Source organism: Mycobacterium gordonae, from assembly GCF_017086405.1.
In the GTDB taxonomy this organism is placed as follows: domain Bacteria; phylum Actinomycetota; class Actinomycetes; order Mycobacteriales; family Mycobacteriaceae; genus Mycobacterium; species Mycobacterium gordonae_D.
This window is the reverse complement of sequence record NZ_CP070973.1, coordinates 4748629-4773724: the sequence shown is the minus strand read 5'-3', so window position 1 is coordinate 4773724 and position 25096 is coordinate 4748629. Positions and strand designations below refer to the sequence as shown.

Genomic DNA, 25096 nt, shown 5'->3' with positions numbered 1-25096 from the left:
TCATGACTGACAACAGCCTGCACGGCGCGTTGCGGCCCAACCGAGTCCGCGTCAGCAAGACCGATCCGATCTGGTACGCGCCGATCCTGTTCATCGTCGTTGCGGGCCTCATCGCCTTCACCACCGGCGCGTTCTCCGGCAAATTCCAGGACACCATCCCGCTCACCCTGGTCTCGGACCGGGCTGGACTGGTGATGGAACAGGGCGCCAAAGTCATGTTGCGTGGCGTGCAGATCGGTCAGGTCGCCTCGATCGGCACCGATGTGAAAGCCGCACAGCTGCAACTGAAGATGCAACCCGAAGCATTCAAATATCTGCCCAGCAACGTCGAGGCCGAGATCAGGTCCACCACCGCGTTCGGGTCCAAGTACGTCGACCTGATTGTGCCTGAACACCCTAGCCCGGTGGCGCTCAAACCCGGCGCGGTACTGCACTCCCGCAACGTGACCGTCGAGGTCAATACCGTCTTCGAAAACCTGCAGTCGCTCGTCCAGGCCATCGACCCGGCGAAGCTCAACGCGATCCTGTCGGCGTTCGCGCAATCGGTACGCGGTAAGGGCGACCGGATCGGTCAGGCCATCACCGATTCCAACAACCTGCTGTTGGCCGTCAATCCGCGGCTGGAGACCATCCATAAGGACTGGAAACTGTTCGGCAACACAGCCGCAACGTATTCGGCTGCAGCACAAGATATTCTGTCGATCCTGGACTCGGCGTCCACCACCAGCGTCACCATCACCGAGAATCAGCAGTCACTGGACGCGCTGCTGATGTCGGCGATCGGCTTCAGCCAGACCGGCATCGGGGTCATCGGCCGCAACGAAGGCAACATCGTGCAGGCGATCAACCTACTCGACCCCACCACCAGGCTGCTGGACATGTACTCGCCGACCTACACCTGCCTCTTCCAGGGAGCGCAGTGGTACGTCGAGCACGGCGGCCGACACACGCTGGGCGGCAACGGTTACTCCTTCATCATGGACGCCGGCCTGCTGTTCGGCGACGACCCGTACCGATACCCCAAACACCTTCCGAAGGTGAATGCCACCGGGGGTCCCGGCGGAAAACCCAGCTGTGGGTCGCTGCCCGACCCCAGCGCCAATTACCCGGTCCGCGCGCTGGTGACCGACACCGGATGGGGAGCCGCGCCGAATGAGATTCGCACCAACCTGGCCGTCGGTAACCCCTGGTGGTCCAACTACTTCCCGACCACCAAGAATCCTCCCGAACCGCCGCGCTACTTCTATCGCGGAGGACAACCGCCACCATGAGTCCAGAAGGAAGGCCGAGCACCTTCAAGATTTGGGCCCGGGTCGCGCTGTTCACCATCGTGTGCCTGGTCTTCACGTTCACGTTGATCGCCGTGTTCGGACAACTCCGATTCGAGGATCGCACCGGATACCACGCGGTGTTCACCAACATCTCCGGATTGAAATCCGGCAACTTCGTCCGCATCGCCGGCGCGGAGGTCGGCAAGGTCGGCGACATCGACCTGCACCGGGACGGCACAGTCAGCATCGACTTCGCGATCGACAAGGGCGTGCGACTCACCGAGGGCACCCGGGCCGTCGTCCGCTACGAAAACCTGATCGGTGACCGGTATCTCGCCTTGGAGCAGGGCGCCGGTTCACCGCACCGGCTGGCGCCGGGCGCGACGATCCCGCTGTCGAGAACGGCGCCGGCGCTGGACGTCGACGTCTTGATCGGTGGGTTCCGTCCCCTGTTCCGCGCACTGGATCCCGATCAGGTCAACGCGCTGTCCGGTCAGTTGCTGCGAATCTTTCAGGGGCAAGGTGGCACCCTGTCCTCGGTGCTGGCCCAGACCGCGACGCTGACCTCAACCCTGGCTGGTCGCAGCCAACTGATCAGCGAGCTGATCACCAACTTGAACACCGTGCTGCACACCTTCGCCACCCGGGACCGTGAGTTCGGCGACGCGTTGGACAAGCTGTCGGAGTTCGTCGACGGCCTGGCGCAACGCAAGACCGACATCTCCACCGGACTGGCGTACGTCAACGCCGCGGCCGGTTCGATCGCCGACCTGCTCGTGCAGGCACGCCAGCCGATCAAGGACGTGGTGCACGAAACCGACCGCACATCCGGCCAGATCCTCGCCGACGGCCCCTACGTGGACAGCCTGCTGCACAGCCTTCCCGACGTGTATCAGGTGCTGTCGCGGCAGGGCCTCAACGGCGACTATTTCGGCTTCTACTTCTGCGAAGTGCTGCTCAAGCTCAACGGCAAGGGGGGCAACCCGATCTACGTCAAGCTGCTGAACCAGCCCTCCGGGCGGTGCACGCCGAAATGAGCCGCTTCAAACGCACACCGGGTAAGGGCCGCAGCTCGGTCCTGTTGGGAGTGATGGGGACCGTGCTCATGACGTGCGCGGTGATTGTGGCCTTCCAGTACGACAAGTTGCCGTTCGTCAACGGCTACAACAACTACGCCGCCTTCTTCTCCGAGGCCGGTGGAATCAAACCCGGTAACCAGGTGCGGATCTCCGGCGTGGGCGTCGGCAGAGTCTCCGAGGTCCGGCTGGAGGGCACGAAGGTGCGGGTCGGCTTCACCGTGCGCAAGAGCGTCGAGCTGGGTGACCGCACCGAGGCGGCGATCAAGACCGAGACGATCCTGGGATCGAAGATGCTGGAGCTGACGCCGCGCGGCGAAGGACGGCTCCGGGAAACCATTCCGCTGCAGCGGACCACCTCGCCGTATGACCTGCCTGACGCGCTGGGAGATTTGACGACCCAGATCAGCGGGCTCGACACCACCCAAATGTCCTCGGCGCTGACGACATTGGCCGACACGTTCAAAGAGACACCGGCGAACCTGCGGCCCGCGCTCGAGGGCGTGGCCCGGTTCTCGGACACCCTCAACAATCGCGACGCGCAGCTGCGCAGCCTGTTGAGCAACGCCAACAGCGTCTCAGGAGTGCTCGGGCGCCGCAGCCAACAGATCGCCACTCTGGTGTCGAATTCCAACGCGCTACTTGTTGCCCTACTGCAGGAGCGCGATTCGATCGACGCGCTGATGAACAACCTCACCGCGGTGTCGCATCAGATTTCCGGTCTGGTCGACGACAACCGCACCCAGCTCAAGCCGGCGCTCGACAAGCTCAACGGCGTGCTGGAGATCCTCGACAACCGCAAGGAAGACCTGCAGCGGACCCTACCGAAATTCAAAAGGTACGCCATGTCGTTCGGCGAAGTGCTGGGCTCGGGGCCGTTCTTCAAGGCATACGTCGCCAATCTGATTCCCGGCCAGCTCAGCGGACCCATCCTCGACTCACGCATGTATGACCGGTATCTGGACCCCAACCAGGGCCTGCCGTCGGAGTCGGTGGACCCGCCGACCGGAACCCCGCCCGTCCCACCGGAGGCCGCGCCGGTGCCCCTGTGGTCGCAACCACCGTCACCCGGACCTGCGCCGGGTCCACCACCTGAGCCCACCGGGACGGGGGGCCAGTGAACGTCAACCGCAGCATTATCCGCAGGGTGACCGCGGTCAGCCTCGCTGTCACACTCGTCGTCGCTTCGTTTCTGGTTGGCCGGAATTTGTGGAAAGAGGTGGAAACCAACACCTATTCCGCGTATTTCGTCAACGCCAATGGCCTGTTCGCCGGAGACGAGATCCGCATCCTCGGTGTCGGCGTCGGCACCGTGGACCGCATCGAGCCGCAACCGACCAGTACCAAGGTGGTCTTCTCCGTCGACAAGCAGTACTCGATACCCGCTGACGCGCGTGCCGCGATCCTGTCGCCGTCGCTGGTCACTTCACGCGCCATTCAACTGGTGCCCGCCTACTCCGGTGGCCCGAAACTAGCCGCGGGAGCGTCGATCCCGCTCAACCGGACCGCGGTGCCCGTCGAATGGGACGACTTCCGCCGACAACTGGAGAAGCTGACCGAAGCTCTGCAACCCACCAGCCCAGGCGGGGTGAACTCGATTGGCGAGCTGGTCAACTCGACCGCGGACAACCTGCGCGGCGAGGGCGACACCGCCCGCGACACCCTCATCAAACTGTCCGCGGCGATCTCCGCGCTCGGCGATCACGCCGACGACATCTTCAGTACGGTGCGCAATCTCCAACTCCTGGTGTCGGCCCTGTACTCCAGCAGCGACCTGCTGGCGTCGTTCAACCGCAACCTGGCGAGTGTCACCACGGTGCTGTCCAACACGCCCAACGAGGTCGCCAACGCGGTGCAGGGCCTCGACGGCGCCCTGGCGGACTTGCGCGGTTTCCTCGCAGAGAACCGAGAGTCAATCGGCGTCACCTTCGACCGGTTCAGTTCGATCACGACCGCCCTCAACGACAGTCGGGCCGATATCAAACAGATCCTGCACGTCGTCCCGACGGTGTTCCAGAACTTCACGAACATCTATCAGCCGGCCCAGGGCGCCATGACCGGCATCATCGCGCTGAACAACTTCGCCGACATCCCCCAATGGATCTGCAGCTCAATCGAAGCCGCGTCCCGCCAGGGCCTGGACCGGGTGTCCAAGCTGTGCCTGCAGTACGTCGAGCCGATCATCAAGAATCGCATCTACAACTACGTTCCGGCCGGATTGAACCCGTTCGTCGGGCCGCAGGCTCGCCCCGGCGAGATCACCTACAGCGACGACCGGCTGCGTCCGGACTACCAGCCACCCGAACCGCTGCCGGCCGAACAGCCCGCGCCTGCGCAGGCCCCCACCGTCGTCGACCCGAGTCTGGGTCTGCAGGGCCTCATGGTTCCGCAAGGCGCCGGTTCATGAGGCGCGCCATCGTTGCGGTGCTAAGCGTTGCGGGCGTCGCGGTGCTCCCGGGATGTGGGAGCGACTGGCACGGCCTGAATTCGCTGACGCTGCCGGGCACTTCCGGCGGCGGACCGGGCTCGTACACGATCCAGGCGCAGCTCCCCGACGTGGTGAACATCCAGGAGAACACTCGCGTCCGGGTCGACGACGTCAACATCGGCAACGTCACGAAAATCGAAGTCCAGGACTGGCATGCGCTGGTCACCATGCGCATCAACGGCGACATCCGCCTGCCGGCCAACGCCACGGCCAAGATCGGTCAGACCAGCTTGCTGGGCTCGATGCACATCGAATTGGCACCGCCCAAGGATGAGCCGCCGGTGGGCCAGCTCAAGAACGGCTCGGTCATCCCGTTGTCGCACGCCAGCATGTATCCCACCACCGAACAGACGTTGGCCTCGGCCTCGGTGCTGCTGAACGGCGGTGGCCTAGCCCAACTGCAGGAGATCACGCAGTCGATCGCCGAGGCATTCGCCGGCCGCGAAAATGACATGCGCAGCCTGCTGCACCAGCTCGACGAGTTCATCGCCGGCACGAACAAGCAGACCGACGACATCATCGCCGCCTCGGAAAACCTCAACGCTCTGGTGGGCCAGTTCGCGGCCAAAGACCCTGCCGTGGACCGCGCTCTGACCACCGTGCCTAAAGCGCTGGCCGTATTGGCCAAGGAGCGGGGCCAGATAGCGGACGCGATCGATCAGCTCGGCAAGTTCAGCGCCATCGCGGCCGACACCGTGCGGCAGAGCAAGGAGTCTCTGGTCAACAACCTGCGCCAGATCGCGCCGGTGTTGCGCAGGCTCGCCGATGCGGGACCCGCGCTGACCAAGGGGCTGGACGGCCTGGCCACCTACCCGTGGCCGACGTCGACGGTCACCAACTGGTTCCGTGGTGACTACGCCAACCTCACGATGATCGTCGATCTGACGTTGAGCCGCATCGACACCGGGATATTCACCGGCTCCCGATGGGAAGGCAACCTCACCCAGCTCGAGATGCAGTGGGGACGCACCATCGGCATGCAGCCCAGTCCCGCCACGGCGGGCAACCCGCTGACTTTCCCCTACCACGACGGGGGATACTGATGCTGCGGCTGAACCGCAAGACCTGGATTCAACTGGCCGTACTGTCCCTGGTGACCATCGTTTCCTGTGGCGCAATGGCTTTCAACTATATGAAGCTGCCCGAGACCCTGTTCGGCATCGGTGAGTACAACGTCACCGTCGACCTGCCGCAGTCGGGCGGGCTGTACGAGAACTCGGTGGTGACCTACCGCGGCACCGACGTGGGTCAGGTCAAGTCGGTCAATGTCACCGCCAGCGGGGTACGCGCGGTGCTCGCCATGCGGTCCGGGGTCAACGTGCCCGCCGACGTCCAGGCCTCCGTGCACAGCCGATCGGCGATCGGCGAGCAATTCATCGAGTTGACCCCTCAGCCGGGCAGGGGAGAACATCCTCGGCTATTGCGCGCCGGCGACGTCATTCCCGCCGGCCAGGTCGACGTGCCCGTCGACATCGGCCGCCTGCTGGACATGACCAACCGTGCGCTGCAGGCCATTCCGCGGGACAACCTGCGCACGGTGACCGACGAGGCCAACCGGGCGGTCGGTGGTCTGGGCCCGGAGCTGTCCCGAATCGTGGACGGCTCAACGGCGTTGGCCATCGCGGGAGGGCGCACCATCGACCCGCTGGCCACCCTGATCGACCAGGCCCCGCCCGTGCTGAATTCGCAGGTGCAAACCTCCGACGCGATCGCGACCTGGGCGCAGCGGACCGCGGCGATCACGGCGCAGTTCCAGGCGCAGGATGCCGCGCTCCGAGACCTGTTGACGCAGGGCAGTGCCGGTGTAGAAGAAGGCCGTGCGTTGCTCGAACGCGTTGGCCCGGCGGTACCGGTGTTGTTCGCCAACCTGGTGAGCCTCGGTGACATCGCGTACGTCTACCGCCACGACATCGAACAGATTCTTGTGCTGCTGCCGCAAGGGATCGCCGTGATGGCAGGGTCTCTGGTGCCTAACGCCGGCACCAAACAGGACTACACCGGGTTCTATCTGGATTTCAATCTCAACATGAACCTGCCGCCGCCATGCACGACCGGCTTCCTGCCGCCGACTCAGCGACGCTCGCCGGCCAGCGTCGACGCACCGGATCGCCCTGCGGCGGAGCTGTATTGCCGACTCCCGCAGGACTCCGAACTCAATGTCCGTGGCGCGCGCAATATCCCGTGCGAAACCAAGCCCTGGAAGCGGGCGCCCACCGTCGAGATGTGCGAAAGCGACGAAGAGTACGTGCCCCTCAACGACGGTTACAACTGGAAGGGCGACCCGAACGCCACCACCAGTGGGCAGGGCGTGCCGCAGTACCCGCCGGGACAGGATCCGCGGCTCCCACCACCGCGCGGCACCGCGCCGGCGCCGCCGCCTCCGGCGCCTCCGCCGGTGGCGGTAGCCACTTACGACCCGTCCTCCGGCGATTACATCGGGCCGGACGGACACCGCTACACCGAGGCCGATCTGGCGCACCCGCGAGCCAAGAACTGGCAGTCACTGCTGGTGCCTTTCCAGTAGACCTGGTCCCCGTGAACAAGGAGCAACATGGCCGAAGAACCTGACACGCCTGACATCGAGGGCGTGGAAACTGACGTCGGGGACGTGGAAACAGACGTCACTGACGTCGGGGACGCAAACGTCGAGTCGCCCGCCGACGAGGACACCGCAGCCGACGAAACCCGCTGGCGGTTCCGGATCGGCAGTCGACTTTCCCAGCCCGCACGCGCGCTGGTAGTCGGTGCGGTCGTCGTGGCCGCGCTGGCCGGACTGACTGGCTGGCTGGGCTACCGCGCCTACCAAGAGCGTGAAGCCCAGGCGCAGCGCGATCTGTTCGTGCAGACCGCGCGCCAGGGAGCGGTGAACCTCACCACGATCAGCTACACCGAGATCGACACGGACGTGCAGCGAATCCTCGATCTGGCCACGGGGACATTCCGTGACGATTTCGAGCACCGGTCCAAGCCGTTCATGGAACTCGTCAAGGTGGCGCAGTCCGTCTCGGAAGGCACGGTGACCGACGCCGGACTTGAGTCCCAGCACGGTGACTCGGCTCAAGTGCTGGTCGCGGTCGCGGTGAAGTCACGCACCGCGGGTGGCGAAGAGGCGCCCCGGGAATGGCGGATGAAAATCGAGGTCAAGGCGATCGGCGACGACGCCAAGATGTCGAACGTGGTGTTCGTGCCATGACGACACTGAGCGAGAAGACCGATGACGCCATCACCGAGACGCCTGAGCCGACGACCGAGGACGACGCCATCCGGAATTCGGAGGCGGCCGCTGACATCGAGGACTCCGACGACTCCGGTGCAGCGGATGCGTCCGACGACGAACCCGACAAACCGGCTCCGAAGAGGAAGCCGATCGCATGGTCACGGGTGGTCGCGTACGGCGTGCTCCCCGGCTTGGCGTTGGTGCTGGCGATCGCGGCGGGCTATTTCAAGTGGATAGCCGTGTCGGGGACAGAAGTCGCGCAAGCGGGCACCGAATCGATGCGCGTCGCCGCCGAGGACGCGGTCGCGTTGTTGTCCTACACCCCCGACACCGCCGAGAAGCAACTCACCGCTGCCCGCGATCGGTTGACCGGCGATTTCAAGGACGCCTATACCGCGCTGACCCGGCAGGTCGTCATTCCGGGTGCGAAGGAGAAGCGCATCGGGGCGGTGGCGAAGGTGAATGCGGCGGCATCGGTATCGGCGACCGCCACCCATGCAGTCGTGCTGTTGTTCGTCGATCAGACCGTGACCATCGGCGACGGCGGTACGCCCACGGATACCCAACCGGTAATCCGGGTGACACTGGAGAAGGTCGACGGCCGATGGCTGGTTTCGCATTTCGACCCGGTATAGCGAAGTGGGTGCTGCCTGCCGCTGTAATGACAACGGCGGCAGCCGCATTGGCGATACCGACGGCACACGCTGACAACAAGCGGCTCAACGACGCCGTCGTCTCCGGCGTGTACACGATTCAGCACCAAGCCGGCTGCACCAACGACGTCGTCATGAACAACTCGCTCTACCTGGCCGCCCAGTGGCACGCCGACGACCTGATGAACAACCGAAACATCAACGACGACATCGGATCTGACGGCTCGACACCGCAGGATCGCGCCAATGCCGCAGGCTTCCGCGGCCGGGTCACCGAAACCGTGGCCATCAACCCGGCCCTGTCGATCAGCAGCTTCGAGCTGTTCAACCAGTGGTACGACAATCCCGACTATCTGGCCATCATGCGGGATTGCGCCAACACTGCAATGGGGGTCTGGTCGGCCAACAGCCTGGACCGCACCGTCGTGGTGGCCCTCTACGGGCAGCCGGCAACCCCGACCCGCTGACGGTCAGTCGTACACCGGCGACCACATCCGGTCCAGCACCGCCTGCCTGACGTCTGCAGAAGTCTGGTACGTCTTGGTGGCGACGCCGTCGTCGACCGCGGCGTGATACACGGCCTCGGCGACGTTCGCCGAGATGTCGCGCAGATGTTGCACGTCCGGTAGCAACGAATCTCCGGGTGCAACGGGATTGGCTTGCTGAGCGACGGCTTTGGCCGACGCGTGCAGCATCGACTGGGTGAGCCGCCGGGCTCCGGCGACGATGATGCCCAGCCCGACACCGGGGAACACCAGCACGTTGTTCGCCTGTCCGATGGTGTAGGTGGTGCCGTCGTATGCGACCGGCGCCATCGGGCTACCGGTGGTCACCAGCGCCCGGCCCTGGGACCACTGCACCAGGTCGGCCGGCATGGCCTCCATCCGCGAGGTCGGGTTGGACAGTGGAAAGATCATCGGTCGTTCACACCTGGCCGTCATCTCTTCGACAGCCTCCCGGGTGAATGCCCCGTGCACGGCTGAGCAGCCCAGCAGCACGGTCGGCGCGGCGTGCTTGATCGCATCGACCAGTCCGACATACTCCCCGGCGGCCACCCCGAGGTGCTCGCGGTTCTTGGCGTAGGGGACCTGGAAGTCACGCAGATCCTCCATGTCGTCGAACAACAGACCCTGCCGGTCGATGGGCCAGATCTGTGCTGTGGCGTGGTCAGGGGTGGCGCCGTCGGCGATCATGGCGTCGCGGATCTGGTCGGCGACGCCGAGCCCTGCCGTGCCGGCACCGAAGACCACGATGCGCTGATCCCGCAATGGCAGGCCGGTGGCTGTGCAGCCGCCGTAGACCGCGGCCAGCACCACCGCCCCGGTGCCCTGCATGTCGTCGTTGAAAACCAGGTGGTCGTTGCCGTAGGTCTGCAGGACCTTGCGTGCGTTGGCGGGGCCGAAATCCTCGAAATGCAGGATCGCGTGCGGGAAGAACCGGTGAGCCGTCTCGATGTAGCGCCTGATGAAGTCGTCGTATTGGTCTCCGCGCCGACGGGCGTGCCGGTTGCCCAGGTAGAACAGATCCTGCAGCAACTGCTCGTTGTCGGTGCCGACATCCAGGGATACCGCCAGGCAGCGCCGTGGGTCGATGCCGCCGCCGGCGGTGTAGAGCGCCAGCTTGCCGACGGTGATCTGGATACCGCCCACTCCCCAGTCACCGATGCCCAGGATCGCTTCGGCGTCAGTGCACACGATCAGGTCGATGTCGTCGGGGCCCTGCCCGAGCGTCGCGAACGCGTCGGCGATCTCGTCGGGAGCGTCGATGCTCAGGAACAGGCCGCGCTGCCCGCGGTACTCGTCGGAGAAGCGCTGAATCGCCTCGCCGACGGTCGGTGTGTACACCACCGGCATGAGCTCGGGCAGGTGATCGGTGAGGACTTTGTAGTACAGCAGTTCGTGCCGGTAGTGCAGCTGTTCCAGCAGCAGATTGCGGCCCAAATCTGTTGCCATGGTCTGCAGTTGGTGCCACACCCGGTCGGCTTGCTGGTCCAGGGTGAGTACCGCCGACGGGAGCCGACCGGTCAGTCCCAGTCGGCGCCGTTGTTCGTGGGTGAAGCCCACCCCGCGGTTGAGGCTCGGCGTCGACAGTGCTTCGGGGAACCGGGGCACGCAGGCATCGCTCATGACAAGCTCCGTCCGTGACTAGAGGGGCGTCACGTCACGGTATCGCCGAACGACAAATCGAGGGTTACCAGCCGGATGCGGACTTGCGCGTGTCTTCGTTGAGTTCGGGGTGGTCGGCCAGGTCGCAGGTGCACACCTCGCGGGCCCGGCGGCGGAAGCGGCCGGCGCTTTCGAATTTCAGGTGCTGGGCGTATACCTTGTCGCGCTGCTTTTGAGAGAACGCCAGGTCGAGGTTGACCGGCAATCCGGCCCATTCGACCTGTCCAGTGGTTTTTTCAGAGGCCGAGTTGACGTCCTGGTCGGCTCGGCTGTGCCGAGGGCAGACAGTGCGCACGTCAGACCCAGACTTCACTTCAGACTCCCGAGCCATGCGTACGACCCTCCCTCGAGTGCACGATCTCTTGGGTGAATGGTGCGACGTCCATGTTTCAGCGAAAGGCGTATGACGTTTCCGTCAAATTACGGGGTTACCCAATTCTTCGTCTCAGTACACATCGCGGTGGTAGCGCTGGTGCGCGCTGAGTCCCTGCACGTAGGCCCTGGCCGCCTCGGGATCGAGTTTGCCGTGTTCGGCTGCGATGTCGCAGATGGCCTGATCGACGTCCTTGGCCATCGGCTCGGCGCTGCCGCAGACGTACAGCTGAGCCCCGTCCCGCAGCCAGCGCCACAGGTCGGCGCCCCGTTTGCGCATCAGATGCTGCACGTACACCTTTTCCCGCTGATCACGGGAGAACGCCAGGTCGAGTTCGGTGAGCAGCCCGTCGGCGTGCATGGCCTGGATTTCGTCGCGGTAGTAGAAGTCGGTGGCAGCGTGCTGTTCGCCGAAGAACAGCCAGTTGGGTCCGGTGTGGCCCAGCGCACGCCGTTCCTGCAGAAACCCGCGGAAGGGGGCGATCCCGGTGCCCGGCCCGATCATGATCATCGGGGTCTGCGGGTCGCTCGGGGGCCGGAAGTTCTTCGAATTCCGTACATAAATGGCGATCCGGTCGCTGGGGGAGCGGTCGGCAAGGTAGGTCGAGCACACCCCCCGCCGCGGGACGCCCCGGAAGTTGTAGCGCACCGGCGATACGGTCAGATGGACCTCGCCGGGATGCACCTTGGGGCTCGACGAGATCGAATACAGTCTCGGCTGGAGAGGTTTGAGCACCGCGAGCCACTCGTCGACGGAGGCGCGGACCGGTGCCTGCCCGAGCAGGTCCACCGACTGCCGCCCCCATGACCAATCCGCGAGTGCAGCCTTGTTCTCCGGCCTCATCAACTCGCCGAGTCGGGTAGCCGCGTCGGCGTCCGCCGTGCGCCGTTGCACGAAGCGCAACAGGTCCGGGCTGATGTGGGCGATCTCGAACCGGTGGGTCAGCGCGGTGCGTAGCGACATCGCGCCGTGGTCGGCGACCTCCACCTCGGTATGTCCGTCCAATCCGGTGACGGTCAGCCATTCGTCGACGAACTGCTCGTTGTTGTGCGGCCATACCCCGAGCGCGTCACCGGCCGCGTAGTCAACGGTCGCATCGGGTACGCCAAAGACCAACTGGCGCACATCTTTTGCCGAGCGGGGCCGACTCAGCGTGGTGTTGCGGATTACGTCGGTGACCAGGGGCCGCTTCTTGGTGTACGGCTGCGTGCTGCAGACGGCGGAGGTGGGCTTGCGGATGGGCGTGTCCGACAAAGCGCCCACGATGTCGTCGAGCCAGCGGGCGGCGGCGTCTTCGTAGTCGGGCTCGCAGTCGACGCGGCCGGTGATGCGGGTCGCGCCCAATTCGGCGAGCCGCTCGTCGAGCCTCCGTCCATGGCCGCAGAAGTCGCTGTAGTTGGAGTCGCCGAGCGCCAGGACGGCGTAGCGGGTGCCGGTCAACCGTGGCGCCCCATCGCCCGACAGAGCCCGCCACAGCGCGGCGCCATTGTCGGGGGATCACCGTCACCGGCGGTGCTGGTGATCAGCAACAACTCGCGCGTGCCGGCCAGGTCGCCAGGCGTGAAATCGGCCATCGCACGCAGGACGACCGGGAGCGCCGCGTCGGTCAGACGTGCCGCCGCCTCGGCCGCGAGTTCCTCGGCGTTGCCGGTCTGGGAGGCCCACAGCAGCACGATCGGTGCCCGGCGGTCCGCAGGATCGGGTTTCCTGGCGTTGTCGCGCTCCGCCGCCGACGTGCGCGAGCACATCCCCGCCATCACGCCGTCCAGCCACATCCGGGTGCGGATGTCGAACGGTGCGCTGACCGGCAGGGTAGGTGGGGCGGTCAGGGAATGGTCAGCTGCTGCCCGTAGCCCGGCGAGCAGACCCGCCAGGTAGGCGCGACCGTGCGGATCGAACTCGGGCGCAGGTTCGGCTGCGACGCCGAGGAACCCGGCGATCGCCTCGATCTGGGACAGGCTGACGTGCGGAGTCCGGCTTCCTGCCGCTGCGGTGGGCGTTGCGGCAGGCTGCGGTGGCGCGTCGGTGTGGCTTGCGACTTTGGTAAATGTCACCGCGCAGGCCTTGTATTCGGGTTGGCGCGACACCGGGTCGACGGCGTCATTGGTGACGGCATTGATGGACAGGTATTCGCCGAAGGTGTCGTTCCAGTGGAACGGCGCGAAGCAGTTGCCCGGCCGCACCCGGTCGGTGACGACGGCGGGCAGCACGGCACGGCCGCGCCGGGACGCGATCTCGATCCGATCACCATCGGAGATATGTTGGCGAGCAGCATCTTCCGGGTGGATCTCGACGAACGGCCCGGGGTTTAGTTTGTTGAGCTTGGCGACCTTGCCGGTCTTGGTCATCGTGTGCCACTGGTGCGGCAGGCGACCGGTGTTGAGCAGGAACGGGTAGTCGTTGTCCGGCATCTCATCCGGCGGTAGGTGCGGCCGGGCGAAGAAGATGGCCCGGCCGTCCGGAGTCGGGAACGCGAGCCGGGGCACGTGCCCGTCCTCGCGTGTCAGCACGGGCTGGCTGGCGCCGTCGTTGAGGTAGCGGATCGGGTTGCGCTCGCTGGGGCAATCGGGAGGGCAGGGCCACTGCACCGGCGTCCGGCGTAACCGTTCGTAGCTGACGCCGCGAATGTCGTAGCCGGTCTTGGGGTTGGCGAACCGCTTGATCTCCTCGAACACCTCTTCGGCCGACCCGTACGTGAATGACTCCGAAAAGCCCATCGCGCAGGCCATTCGGGCGATGATCTGCCAGTCGGGCAGCGCCTGGGCCGGCGGATCGACCGCCTTGCGAAACAGGGTCAGGTTGCGCTCGGAATTGACCATCACCCCGTCGGACTCGGTCCACAGGGCCGCCGGCAGCACCACGTCGGCGTATTCGTTGGTCTCGGTCTCCAAATAGGCGTCCTGGGTGATCACCAGCTCCGCGCTCTCCAGGCCGGCCAGCACCGTTCGCCGGTTGGCAACGGTGGCAACGGGATTGGTGCATATGATCCAGCAGGCCTTGATCTCGCCGTCGGCCATGCGGGTGAACATGTCGACGACGCCGTCGCTGACCTCGGTGCGCAGTGACCCGCGAGGGATGTCCCACTGGTCTTCGGTGAACTCGCGGTCCTCGATGTTGGTGACCGTCCGCTGGCCCGGTAAACCCGGTCCCATGTAACCCATTTCGCGCCCGCCCATAGCGTTGGGCTGTCCCGTGAGCGAGAACGGGCCGCTGCCGGTTCGGCAGATCGCTCCGGTGGCCAGATGCATATTGCAGATCGCGTTGGTGTTCCACGTGCCGTGGGTGCTCTGGTTGAGGCCCATCGTCCAGCAGCTCATCCAGTTCGCGGCTTCGCCGATCCATTGGGCCGCGGTGCGGATGTCGTCGGCAGGAATACCGGTGATGTCGCTGACCCGGTCTGGGGTGAACTGGCCTAGGAAGCTGGGCATGACCTCCCAGCCGGTGGTGAACTCGGCGATGAACTCGGGGTCGGTGTGCCCGTTGCTCACGATCAGGTGCAGCAATCCGTTGAGCAGCGCGAGATCCGAGCCGGGGGCGATCTGCAGGAACAGGTCGGCTTTGGCGGCGGTCGCGGTGCGGCGCGGGTCAACGACGATGAGCTTCGCGCCGGCCTTGACTCGTGCCATCATGCGCAGGAACAGAATCGGATGGCAGTCGGCCATATTGGCGCCGATGACGAAGAACACGTCGGCGTGGTCGAAGTCCTGATATGAGCCGGGAGGTCCGTCGGCGCCCAGCGACAGCTTGTAACCCGAGCTGGCGCCGGCCATGCACAGTCGCGAATTCGATTCGATCTGATTGGTTCCGATGAAACCCTTGGCCAGTTTGTTGGCCAGGTACTGAGCTTCCAGTGACATCTGGCCCGACACGTACAGGGCTATCGCGTCGGGCCCGTGTTTGTCGATGAGGGCCCGCAACCGCTCGGCCGATCGCGCGATCGCGGTGTCGGTGTCGACGGGTTTGAAGGGTTGGCCTCGATCGGCCCGCGTGTATGCCGACTCTGCTCGCCCCGCTGCGGCGAGAAGGTCTGCGGTTGTCGAACCTTTAGTGCACAACCGGCCGAAGTTGGCCGGATGGTCCTCTTGCCCAATGCTTCTGGCGATGTGACGCCGACCGCTTTCCGGGTCGGTTGTGATCTGCAGCACCATCCCGCAGCCGACGCCGCAGTAGGCACACACGGTGCCTACGGCGTGGTCAGCGGATCGCATGGTGATGTCCGAACCTCCCTTCACGCACCGGCACCTCTGCGAAATCGTCCGCCAGGGATGTTTCGGTGCCGCACACCCCGAGGTTTCAGCGGCTTTACCGACTTCTCGCAGCGGGGTACGGCGTTGTGTGCGGCGCCGGACCTCGGCGCGCGAATCGACTGGTGATCAGGTGCCGGCGTTCTGGGCAGATTGTCGTCTTCGTCGACCCGTTGTGCTGAGCCGAGGCTACCCAGGCCGATGCCTGTTTCATGTCCTGCACCTGCGGTTTTGACCAAACTTGACGGACATTCACAGGGTGCGTCCAGCTGCGGCGCCCGACGGTGGGACCTTTCGCTAAGCTCGCGAGGTGCGGTCTCGGTTCGGCGCTGTCGTGCTCATGCTGGGTGTGGCGGTCACAGGTTGCGACCGTCAATCGTCGACCCAACCGTCGGCAAAGCCGGATTCCTGCAAGGAGTCCGACGGTCCGACCGCCGACACGGTGCGCCGGGCCATCGCCGCCGTCCCGGTCGAGGTGCCGGGTTCTGCATGGGTGGAAATCGCGCGCGGCCACGCCCGTAAGTGCCGGCTCAACTGGGTACTGATCATCCCCACCATCGCCTCGGAATCGACGCCGCAACAGCTGCTGTTCTTCGATCGCAACGCTCCGCTGGGTTCCCCCACCCCGAATCCCAAGCCCTACATCACGGTGCTGGCACCGGCCGACGACACCGTGACCGTGCAGTATCAGTGGCGCATCAACAAGGACGAGGAATGCTGTCCCTCGGGCAGGGGCACGGTGAAGTTCGAGATCGGACCGGACGGCAAACTCAGGGCACTCGGCCCCATCCCGCATCAGCCGCCCAGCTGATGCCCAGCTCACGCCCCCTTCAGCACTTCTACAGCACACCTACAGCAGGTTCAGGCTGCTTCTGGCGTGCTTGAGGCCGGTTTGCCTGGCACGCTTGAGCTTCCGTGCCGGAAACAGATGTGAACACAGAGTGAGGAGGGTCATGTACTCGCAGACGCTGCCGCCAAGGGTGGAGTCATGCGGCGACGTTGACAGTAGTCGCCGTGGCCCGCGTCACATCACGCACTGGGACGCCGAAGATGTGGTGGCCTGGGAAGCCGGCAACAAGGTCATTGCGCGACGGAACCTGTTGTGGTCGGTCGTCACCGTGCATCTCGGTTACTCGGTGTGGACGCTGTGGCCGGTGATGGAACTGTTCATGCCGGAAAAGGTGTATGGGTTTTCGACCGGTGACAAGCTGCTGCTGGGCATCACCGCGACGTTGGTCGGAGCCTGCCTGCGCATGCCCTACTCGTTGGCCACCGCGGTCTTCGGAGGACGGAACTGGGCGATCCTTTCGTCGGCGGCCCTGCTGTTGCCTGTCATCGGCACGATGGTGTTGCTGCTGCACCCCGGTCTGCCGTTGTGGCCTTACCTTGTCTGCGCGGCGCTCACCGGATTGGGCGGCGGCAATTTCGCTGCCTCGATGAGCAACGCCAACGCCTTCTATCCGCACCGGCTCAAGGGCTCCGCCCTCGGATTGGCCGGCGGCATCGGCAATCTCGGCGTACCGGCGATCCAGCTGGTCGGCCTGCTGGTGATGGCCACCGCAGGCGACCGCAAGCCATATCTGGTGTGCGGACTGTACGCGGTGTCGCTGACGATCGCGGTGATCGGCGTGACCCGATGCACGAATACCGTTGAACAGCATCACGTCAAGCCGGAAAAGCTGCGACCGATCATCAGCGCGATGTTCGCGGCCCCGGACACGTGGTTGCTCTCGCTGCTCTACCTCGGCACGTTCGGCTCGTTCATCGGTTTCGCCTTCGCGTTCGGCCAGGTGTTGCAAAACAACTTCGTGGCGAGCGGGGAAACCGTGGCGCAAGCCAGCCTGCACGCCGCCGAGCTCGCCTTCCTCGGCCCGTTGTTGGCCGCTGTCGCAAGGGTTTACGGCGGCCGCCTGGCCGACCGCATTGGCGGCAGCCGCCTCACACTGATGGTGTTCGTCGGTATGGCGTTCACCGCGGGACTGCTGATCAGCGCCAGTATGCATCAACACCGCCACCATCACGGCGGCGCCGTCATGGCCGGCTATTTTGCTTGCTTCATTGCACTTTTCGTGCTGTCCGGGCTGGGCAACGGATCGGTCTACAAGATGATCCCGACGATCTTCGAGACTTGCAGCCGCTCGCTCGACCTCGGCGAAGCCGATCGTCGGGAGTGGTCGCGGATCATCTCCGGTGTGGTCATCGGTTTCGTGGCATCCGTCGGCGCACTCGGCGGGGTCGGCATCAACCTCGCGTTGCGGGCCTCCTACCAGAGCACTGGCGCCGGGACCGAGGCTTTCTGGATCTTTATGTGCTGCTACGCGGCTGCCGCGGCGCTGACCTGGCACGCCTACGTCCGCAAGTCGGTCGCCCCCGCGGTGGCAGCGCAGGCGGCCGAACTCGTGGTGCGCAAGGCCTAGTCGGGAAGATTCTCCGGGTGCAGCATCTCGGCGTAACGCAGCTGCTCCGGGATGCCGAACCCGTCGACCAGCGTCCTGGCGTGCGGTCGCAGTACCCGGCACCGATCGTTGATGCCGCGGGTGACCGCCTTGGCCCGCTCGGTTGACAGGTAACGGTGCTCGATGAACCAGGCCTTGTCCTCTTCGATCACCGACAACGCGTACAGGTCGCACACCACACCCAGCAGTTCGCGTGCTTTACGGTCCGGGCATGACTCGATCCCGGCAACAAACGCTTCGAGCACTACCGTGTCGATGTGCGCCTGCGCCGCGTGCAGCACGTGATCCTGCACCGCGTTGAACGCATCGAAGGCCGACATCTCTTTGGACTTGCCCTGCAGCCGGCGCGCTACCGAGGACAGCAGGTAGTCTTCGCGGTCTTCGAACATCTGGACCTGGGTGCCGCGGTTGAACAGGCTGCCTTCCTCCTCGTTGTCCTGCCTGGAGTCGACGATGCGCTGCAGGATCGCTTCGGCCGCAGTGCGTTTCTTCACCCGGTCGCCTACCGTGTTGGCCGCGAAACGCACCCACTCGACCGGGCTCATGCTCTTGATGTCGTCGGCGTAGGCGGTCAGCAGTTCCTTGGCCACCAGTTGGGTCAGCACGTGGTTGTCACCCTCGAAGGTGGTGAACACGTCGGTGTCGGCCCGCAGTCCGATCAGCCGATTCTCGGCCATGTAGCCGGCGCCGCCGCACGCTTCTCGGGCCTCCTGGATGGCGCGTGACGCATGCCAGGTATTGGCTGCCTTCAGGCCGGCGGCACGCGCTTCCAGTTCACGCTGCTCCTCGGCGTCCACGACATCAGCGGTCTGCAGGTCGTGGCACTTGGACACCAATTCGTTCTGAGCGAACTGCAGCGCATACGACTTCGCGATCAACGGGAACAGCCGTCGCTGGTGCACCAGGTAGTCCATGATCAGCACTTCGCGGTCGTCGTCGCCGGGGGCGTTGAACTGCCTGCGCTGCAACGCATAACGAGTGGCGATGTCCAGCGCGACGCGAGCCGCGTTACCGGCACTGCCGCCGACGGTGACGCGGCCTCGGATCAGCGTACCGATCATCGTGAAGAAGCGGCGGTTAGCATTGTCGATCGGTGAGCTGTAGGTGCCGTCCGGCGCGACCTCGCCGTATTTGTTCAGCAGGTTGACCCGCGGTACCCGAACGTTGTCGAACATGATGCGGCCGTTGTCGACGCCGGGCAGGCCGCCCTTGTAGTGGCAGTCCGAGGTGGTCACCCCCGGCAGGTCGTTGCCGTCTGCGTCGCGGATCGGGACCAGGACGCAGTGCACGCCGTGGTTGACTGGCTTGCCGTCCTTGTGGGTGATGAGCTGCGCGAAAACCGCTGCAATGGTAGCGGTTTCGGCCGCACCGCCGATGTAGTCCTTGCGGGACGTCGGCGTGGGGGAGTTGACGACGAACTCTTCGGTCTCGACGTCGTAGGTCGCCGTGGTCTCCAGTGCCTGAACGTCACTGCCGTGCCCGGTCTCGGTCATCGCGAAACAACCGAGCAGATCCAGGGTGATGATGTCTTTGACGTACGAGGCGTGACGCTCGGTGCCCAGGTTCTCCACGGCGCCCCCGAACAGGCCCCACTGCACGCCGGCCTTGACCATCAGGGACAGGTCCGACATCGCCAGCATCTCGATCATCGTGACCGCTGCGCCGACATCGCCGGTGCCGCCGTGCTCCTTGCGGAACCCCTCGTCGGAAACACCGGCCGCGGCCATCATTTGCATCTGCTCGGCGACCTTGGCGCGGGCGATGACCGTGTTGGGAGTGTGGTGCGGACGGAACGCCTCGTGCGAGAGCTTCGCCCGTGTCTCGTTCTTCACGTCGCGCCAACGCCCGTCGAGCGCGTCGCGGATGTAGTCGGCAGTGCTCTTGTTGTCTGACGCCATTCCCCGACCGTAGCCCGTCGCCCGCCCTGCCGGAACAGGTCAGCCCTATGAACACAGTGTGTCCGCGGAAATCGTCGGGTCGTTGCGGGGTGCCGAGCACCGACCGGCATGGTGTGGTGGCGTCCAGATTTCGTTCAGAGGCAGCGGATTTGCCTACGCATCGCGATCGTCGGCGCGCGCCAGCCGCTCCCACTGACAGTCGTTCCGGCCCGCGGCGGTCGACTCGCCGCAAAGCCGACCGCCACTGCGATGGGCGATGCCGGCGGCCAACAAACGGGACAGGCGAATCGGGCTGGCGACACGCAATTGGCGGCAACAGGATTGGTTGGGATTCGTTCCGCGACGACATGGGCAACGATCCGGTGAGGCCGCACCGCCCCAAGGCTGGGGCGGCCTCACCGTTTCGGCCGAACCGGCTCCGTCGAACCAGGCCACGCCGGGCGCGGGCTGGTCAGCAGCGCTGGTCAGGCCTCGACACCCGGCGCGGTGCCTCGTCATAGCTGGCGCGGACGCAGTGCTACGGGCACGCAATCGGCACGGGAATGAAGCTGCCGCTGGGCCAGCACAGCCCCGGCGGAAGAGGCGGCGGCGGCTGATACCCCGAGCCTGGAGGCTTCGGTGGTGGATTGTCCCCGTCCCAGATCATGTTGGACACGTTGCCCATCCCAGGCCACAGGTAGTAGTAGGTGTGACAGACCGTCATGTCCCAGCCGCGGAACGGGTCGGTGACGTGGTTGCCCGTCGCCGGTAGGGGATCCCCGGGGCACCACTGCTTCGGCGGACCCCAACCGTTGTCGTCGGTGGCGAACGGACCGGGGGCGGCCGGAACAGGAGCGGGATGCGCCTGGGCGATCCCCGTGGCCAAACCTAAGCCGGCCACGGCCACACCGCCCGACAGCAACGCCCCGCCGATGATCCTTTTCAATCTGGAGTCAGCGTTCATCAATGGTTCCCTTTCTCGGTCAAGCCGCTCGCCGGTGTATCGGGCTAGGGGCACATAAAGCTGATCGGCGGGCATTCCCGTCTGGTGATCGCCTCCACCGGCGGGTTGTCGCCGTCCCAGATCGAGATCGGGCTGCCTTGCGAGGTGACGTTGCCCATCCCGTAGTTGGTCGGATACCAGGTGTGGCAGACGCTCCAGTCCCAGTCGATGAACTGGTTGACGATGTAGGGCGGCTGCTTGGGGTTGCCGGGACACCATTGGTGCGGGGCGAAGGTTTCCGCATGGGCGGTGGCCATGCCCCACCCACTGACTGCGGTGAACGCAGCCAGCACGGCGCCGGCGAGGACTTGTTTCGTTGCTCGGGCCAGCAGCATAATGGCCCTCCTTTCCGTTGGGAGTAGGCAGATGATAGCCACCTAATCGGCGCGCGGCGGGCGATTGGAAGGTCGTGCTATTCCCGCCCACTGCCGATTACTAACCGCAGGCATCATTGGCAATGCTTTACTCTGTTGGAGCGACATTAGATCCGCCGGTTTGCGAAATTCTTGCGTCCGGCGCAATGCGGTTCACCGCGTTCCAGCGCCTCCTCAGCAGACCTCGGTTCTACCGATGTGCAATGGATCTCGGCGTAGTGATCTCAGCTTCGGTGGCCGAATGTGACGTGACTGAGGTCACTGTCCAGCGTCATGAATGAATTCATAATCCGACCACTTACCCGCAATTCGTGTTGTTAGCAGCGGCGCAAGTGTGAAGCATATCTGGTTGGAATTCGCCGCTACCCCGATAAGGGCAGGCCATTCCCGTTTTCGCGACGTAGTGGCGTGCTGGTAGGCGGACGCAATCGGTATCGGACGAACCCGGCCCACACCGCGGCGAGGAGCCCCAACATGAGCATGTCGAACACCCACCAGCCCGAGTAGTGGCTCCACACCGCGTTGTCCGTGGCGAGCTTGTCGATCCGCCGCAAATCGACGGTGGCGGCCGCGGCCGCAAAACCCCACTGCGCCGGAATGAACCACGAGACCTGGTCGTAGCCCCAGGTGCCCACCAGCGAAACCAGCCCGCCGGCGAACAACAGTGAACCCAGCAACGCGGGGATCAGCAACGGCACCACCTCGGCCCTCGACTTGCCCAGCGAAGACAGCGCCAATCCGACGATCGCCGAGACGACGGCCGTTGCAGCCACACTGAGATACAGCTCGATGGCCGCCGCCAGCGGGGAAGTGCCCAGCAGCGCCGCGCCGTGCTTCGGCCCGCCTTTGCCGACGATCACGATGGCGGTCAAAATCGCGGCCTGCGCGGCGGTGACCAGACCGAAGACAACGAGCTTGGCGAGCAGGTACGCCGACGCCGACAGCCCGATTGTCTGCTCCCGGCGGAAGATTCGGCGCTCGGAAACCAGGCTGCCGATGGTGAGGACCGTGCCCATCAGCACCGCTGAGAAGTTCAGCGCGGCCAGAATCTCGATGGCTTCGTGTGTGTTCGCCGACGACGGACCGGGCCGAGCCAACCCCGAATTCCCCGGGATCAACAGCGTCAACGCTCCCAGGGCAACGGGCAACACCAGCAGGAACAGCGAAGACACCGGGCTGGCCAGTAACAATCGCAGCTGGCGGCGGGCCAGCATCCGCAATTGCTGACCGAATCCGGGAGTCGGCGCAAGCCGCTGCGGTCTGGCGACCGACGGTGGCGTCGGCGACACCGACGCCTGCTGCCGCATCAGAAATGCATGATGGGCGCCGTAGGGGTCCGCGCTGATCCGCCCGAAGATGTCGAACCAGTCGGTGCTGCCGAGCGCCGAGTCGATGTGCGAGGGCGGCCCAGCGAACGCCAGTTGGCCCGCGGGTGTGAGTAGCAACACCTGGTCGCACATATTCAGAAAGGCCGGCGCGATACCGGAGACCACCACGACACAGCCGAGATCGGCCTGCCGGCGCAGCAGGGCCATCACATGGTTCTGCTGCAATGGATCCAGCCCGGCGCCGGGCGCCTCGACCACCAACAGCGAAGGCCTGGTGAGCAGCTCGACCGCCAGAGACACGCACCGGCGCGCTTCGGGGGGCAGCTTGGCGACCCGGGTTGTGCGGTGCGGGGTCAGCTCGAGTTCGTCGAGAACCTGGGCGATGACCCGTTCGCGGTTCTCCGGCGAGGTGTCCGGCGGCAGCCGTAGCTCGGCCGCGTATCCCAGGGCGTGCTCCACAGTGAGTCGGGGGTGGACCCGGTTGTCGCGCGGGACCACTCCGATGCGTAACCGCATCACGTCGGGCTCGGCATGCGCGTCGTGGCCGTCAACGGTCAGCAGACCCGCGCTCGGGGGTCGGGTTCCGGCGAGCAGGCCGGTGAGCGCGAAATTGCGGGCCGCCGACGGCCCGACCACCGCGAGCAGTGAGCCCGGAGGCGCGGTGAACGTCACGTCCGACAGCAGCTCCTGGCCGTCGTGCGCGAGCCCCAGGTGGTAACCGGCGACCCCGATGGTGCGGGCGCCCGGCAGCAGCGGCAACCGGCTGGTCTGGAGTGGGAGCTCGTCGGGTTCGGAGTCGGTGTGGCCCGGGAGCATCTTTCGGCCCGCCTCGGTCAACCGCTCGACTAGCCCGGGACCCTTGGCCGGGGCCTCCTCGGGTGCCGGCGGGGCGGTAGCTGCGTCTGCGGGCGGCACCCGGAAGGGCCGGGTAGGTCGCTCCAAGGGGGAGTGTTCGATCGGCCCATAGCTGGTGGCCAGTGCGGCGGGGATGGCGGTGGTCGGGGGGTCCTCGGCGGGTGGGGCGGGGATGGCGGTGGTCGGGGGTTCCTCGGCGGGTGGGGCGGGGATGGCGGTGGTCGGGGGATCTTCGGCGGGTGGGGCCGGGATGGCGCTGGTAGGTGGGTCCTCGGCGGGTGGGGCCGGGACGTTCGGCGCCGGTTTCTTCACCCCCATCGGATCGGTGGTCGGCGGCGGCGCGTCGTCGGGAGCGGTCACCTGGAACCTCAGCCGCGGTCCGTGCAGCGGGTCGCCTATCGCGATCGTCTGACCGTCGCGGATGTCGATGGTCGACATCCGCACCCCGTCGAGAAACAGCCCTCGGTGGCTTTGGTCGACGGCCAGCCAGTGGGTGCCGGCGAACCGCAGCACGACATCGGGAACGGGTTGAGTGTCGGGGCCGGAAACGTCGGGATCCAGTCGGACGTCGCAGTGTCCGCCGTGGCCCACGATCACATCGCGGCCCGGCGCGAAGACGTACCGCATCGATCCGACCCATACGGTCAACGGGGAGACGTCAGGGATGGCCGCCACCTTTCATCGGGGGTTACTGACTCAAGTGTCTACCCGCTGCGGCAGTGCCTCCACTCGCGTTGGCGCGATCAGAGTGTGTGGCGGCCCGGCGCGTTGGCGGCGTTTTCCAGCAGTCGGCGCAACACCTCGACGGCATCGGCCAGCACCTGACGGTCTGCGGCATCGAGGCGGGCCAGTTGCGGTTCGATGGCGGCGGCCCGGTCCCTGCGGACCGCGTTGAGCGTGTGGACGCCCTCGGGGGTGATCTTGATCCGGACCGCGCGGGCGTCACCGGGGTCGATCGTTCGCGACACCAGTCCGGCGTCCTCGAGGCGGCGCACCTGAGTCGTCATCGTCGGTTGGGAACAGTGGTCGACGGCGGCCAGGTCGCCGATGCGGGCTTCGCCCTGGGCTTCGATCGTTGCCAGCAGCCGGGCCTGCGCCGAGGGCAGCGGCATCTGGATGCGCTGGGTGGCCAGGCGATTCAACCGCGCGACGACTGCCAGCAGGTCGGCCCCCAGACCGTGCGCCACATCGGCGTCTCGTGCCGCGGCGGACGAAGTCATATGCCCATCGTTGCATAGCTTTGCTAAGCGAGACCAATCTTGAGAGCCGTCAGGCCAAATGCCTGAGCGACTGTGTGCTGGTCAGCTTGTGGCCAGTGGACCTGGCAGAATCGATCGAGTGAGCGAGATCGGACCACCCCCTTCGCGCGCTCGGGGTGGACCGCTGCGACCGAGTGAGTTGGCGCAAGCGTCGGTGATGGCCGCGCTGTGCGCGGTGACCGCCATCATCTCCGTCATCGTCCCGTTTGCCGCGGGGCTGGCGTTGCTGGGCACCGTCCCCACCGGCCTGCTCGCCTACCGATACCGGCTGCGGGTGCTGATCACGGCGACGGTCGCGGCCGGCGTCATCGCCTTCTTGATCGCCGGCGGTGGCGGATTGATGGGTGTGATCCAGAGCGCCTACATCGGCGGACTCACCGGAATCATCAAGCGCCGGGGCCGCGGCACGCCCACCGTGGTCGTCTCGTCGGTGATCGCCGGATTGATCTTCGGTGCC

Annotated in this window: 19 protein-coding genes and 2 pseudogenes; 11 read left to right on the top strand and 10 right to left on the bottom strand. The window is 65.6% G+C overall.

What is annotated here, in order from left to right; translation table 11 throughout:
• Positions 1-2 precede the first annotated feature (2 nt).
• The 9 genes from JX552_RS20350 to JX552_RS20310 are packed head-to-tail and all read left to right on the top strand — an operon-like array spanning position 3 to position 9172.
• Positions 3-1271: an MCE family protein gene (locus tag JX552_RS20350; RefSeq protein ID WP_205873717.1), complete on the top strand. Its 1269-nt coding sequence runs from the start codon at positions 3-5 to the stop codon at positions 1269-1271.
• Entirely contained in the window at positions 1268-2308 is a 1041-nt protein-coding gene (locus tag JX552_RS20345) for an MCE family protein (protein WP_205873716.1), read from the top strand. Before JX552_RS20350 ends, JX552_RS20345 begins: the two co-directional genes overlap by 4 nt.
• Complete coding sequence (locus JX552_RS20340) at positions 2305-3468, top strand: MCE family protein (RefSeq protein WP_205873715.1); 1164 nt, start codon at positions 2305-2307, stop codon at positions 3466-3468. Before JX552_RS20345 ends, JX552_RS20340 begins: the two co-directional genes overlap by 4 nt.
• 17 nt (positions 3469-3485) lie before the next feature.
• Positions 3486-4754, top strand: coding sequence for an MCE family protein (locus JX552_RS20335; protein WP_241011188.1), 1269 nt, complete (start codon positions 3486-3488; stop codon positions 4752-4754).
• The gene (locus tag JX552_RS20330) at positions 4751-5878 is read left to right on the top strand and encodes an MCE family protein (protein WP_205873713.1); all 1128 of its coding nucleotides are present in this window, start codon (positions 4751-4753) and stop codon (positions 5876-5878) included. The genes JX552_RS20335 and JX552_RS20330 overlap by 4 nt, the downstream gene beginning before the upstream one ends.
• Positions 5878-7359: an MCE family protein gene (locus tag JX552_RS20325; protein WP_205873712.1), complete on the top strand. Its 1482-nt coding sequence runs from the start codon at positions 5878-5880 to the stop codon at positions 7357-7359. The genes JX552_RS20330 and JX552_RS20325 overlap by 1 nt, the downstream gene beginning before the upstream one ends.
• Before the next feature lie 27 nt (positions 7360-7386).
• On the top strand, positions 7387-8028 hold the full coding sequence (locus JX552_RS20320) for an Mce protein (RefSeq protein WP_241010651.1): 642 nt from the start codon (positions 7387-7389) through the stop codon (positions 8026-8028).
• Positions 8025-8687 (top strand): hypothetical protein, encoded by a 663-nt coding sequence (locus tag JX552_RS20315; protein WP_241010650.1) that lies wholly within the window; start codon positions 8025-8027, stop codon positions 8685-8687. The genes JX552_RS20320 and JX552_RS20315 overlap by 4 nt, the downstream gene beginning before the upstream one ends.
• A gap of 26 nt (positions 8688-8713) precedes the next feature.
• A complete protein-coding gene (locus tag JX552_RS20310) occupies positions 8714-9172 on the top strand; it encodes a CAP domain-containing protein (RefSeq protein WP_205878581.1) in 459 nt (152 codons plus the stop codon).
• A 3-nt stretch (positions 9173-9175) separates the two neighbouring features.
• Here JX552_RS20310 and JX552_RS20305 read toward each other — a convergent pair whose 3' ends face one another.
• The 5 genes and pseudogenes from JX552_RS20305 to JX552_RS34215 form a co-directional block, all read right to left on the bottom strand.
• Positions 9176-10831, bottom strand: coding sequence for an NAD-dependent malic enzyme (locus JX552_RS20305; RefSeq protein ID WP_205873711.1), 1656 nt, complete (start codon positions 10829-10831; stop codon positions 9176-9178).
• 64 nt (positions 10832-10895) lie between these two features.
• Entirely contained in the window at positions 10896-11075 is a 180-nt protein-coding gene (locus JX552_RS20300) for a hypothetical protein (RefSeq protein WP_205873710.1), read from the bottom strand.
• Positions 11076-11315: 240 nt separating this feature from the next.
• On the bottom strand, positions 11316-12683 hold the full coding sequence (locus JX552_RS34225; protein ID WP_431195876.1) for a diflavin oxidoreductase: 1368 nt from the start codon (positions 12681-12683) through the stop codon (positions 11316-11318).
• Positions 12680-12850: pseudogene (locus tag JX552_RS34220) on the bottom strand (hypothetical protein); the annotation flags it as partial. The pseudogene JX552_RS34220 and the gene JX552_RS34225, both read right to left, overlap by 4 nt.
• 413 nt (positions 12851-13263) lie before the next feature.
• Positions 13264-15451, bottom strand: a pseudogene (locus tag JX552_RS34215) (molybdopterin oxidoreductase family protein); the annotation flags it as partial.
• 376 nt (positions 15452-15827) lie between these two features.
• Here JX552_RS34215 and JX552_RS20290 point away from each other — a divergent pair.
• Both JX552_RS20290 and JX552_RS20285 read left to right on the top strand, forming a co-directional pair.
• Positions 15828-16298: an LppP/LprE family lipoprotein gene (locus JX552_RS20290; protein ID WP_205878580.1), complete on the top strand. Its 471-nt coding sequence runs from the start codon at positions 15828-15830 to the stop codon at positions 16296-16298.
• Positions 16299-16440: 142 nt separating this feature from the next.
• Positions 16441-17904 carry a nitrate/nitrite transporter gene (locus JX552_RS20285; protein ID WP_205873709.1) on the top strand — a complete coding sequence of 488 codons (1464 nt, stop codon included), beginning with the start codon at positions 16441-16443 and terminating at the stop codon, positions 17902-17904.
• Here JX552_RS20285 and JX552_RS20280 read toward each other — a convergent pair.
• The 5 genes from JX552_RS20280 to JX552_RS20260 all read right to left on the bottom strand — a co-directional run bounded on the left by JX552_RS20280 (position 17901) and on the right by JX552_RS20260 (position 24600).
• Positions 17901-19841 carry an acyl-CoA dehydrogenase family protein gene (locus tag JX552_RS20280; protein ID WP_205873708.1) on the bottom strand — a complete coding sequence of 647 codons (1941 nt, stop codon included), beginning with the start codon at positions 19839-19841 and terminating at the stop codon, positions 17901-17903. The genes JX552_RS20285 and JX552_RS20280 overlap by 4 nt on opposite strands.
• A 517-nt stretch (positions 19842-20358) precedes the next feature.
• Positions 20359-20784, bottom strand: a complete 426-nt coding sequence (locus JX552_RS20275) for a hypothetical protein (protein WP_205873707.1) — start codon at positions 20782-20784, stop codon at positions 20359-20361.
• Between the two features lie 44 nt (positions 20785-20828).
• Complete coding sequence (locus JX552_RS20270; RefSeq protein ID WP_205873706.1) at positions 20829-21158, bottom strand: hypothetical protein; 330 nt, start codon at positions 21156-21158, stop codon at positions 20829-20831.
• Between the two features lie 401 nt (positions 21159-21559).
• A complete protein-coding gene (locus tag JX552_RS20265; RefSeq protein WP_205873705.1) occupies positions 21560-24007 on the bottom strand; it encodes an ABC transporter permease in 2448 nt (815 codons plus the stop codon).
• Positions 24008-24123: 116 nt separating this feature from the next.
• The gene (locus JX552_RS20260) at positions 24124-24600 is read right to left on the bottom strand and encodes a MarR family winged helix-turn-helix transcriptional regulator (RefSeq protein ID WP_205873704.1); all 477 of its coding nucleotides are present in this window, start codon (positions 24598-24600) and stop codon (positions 24124-24126) included.
• Positions 24601-25096: the final 496 nt, after the last annotated feature.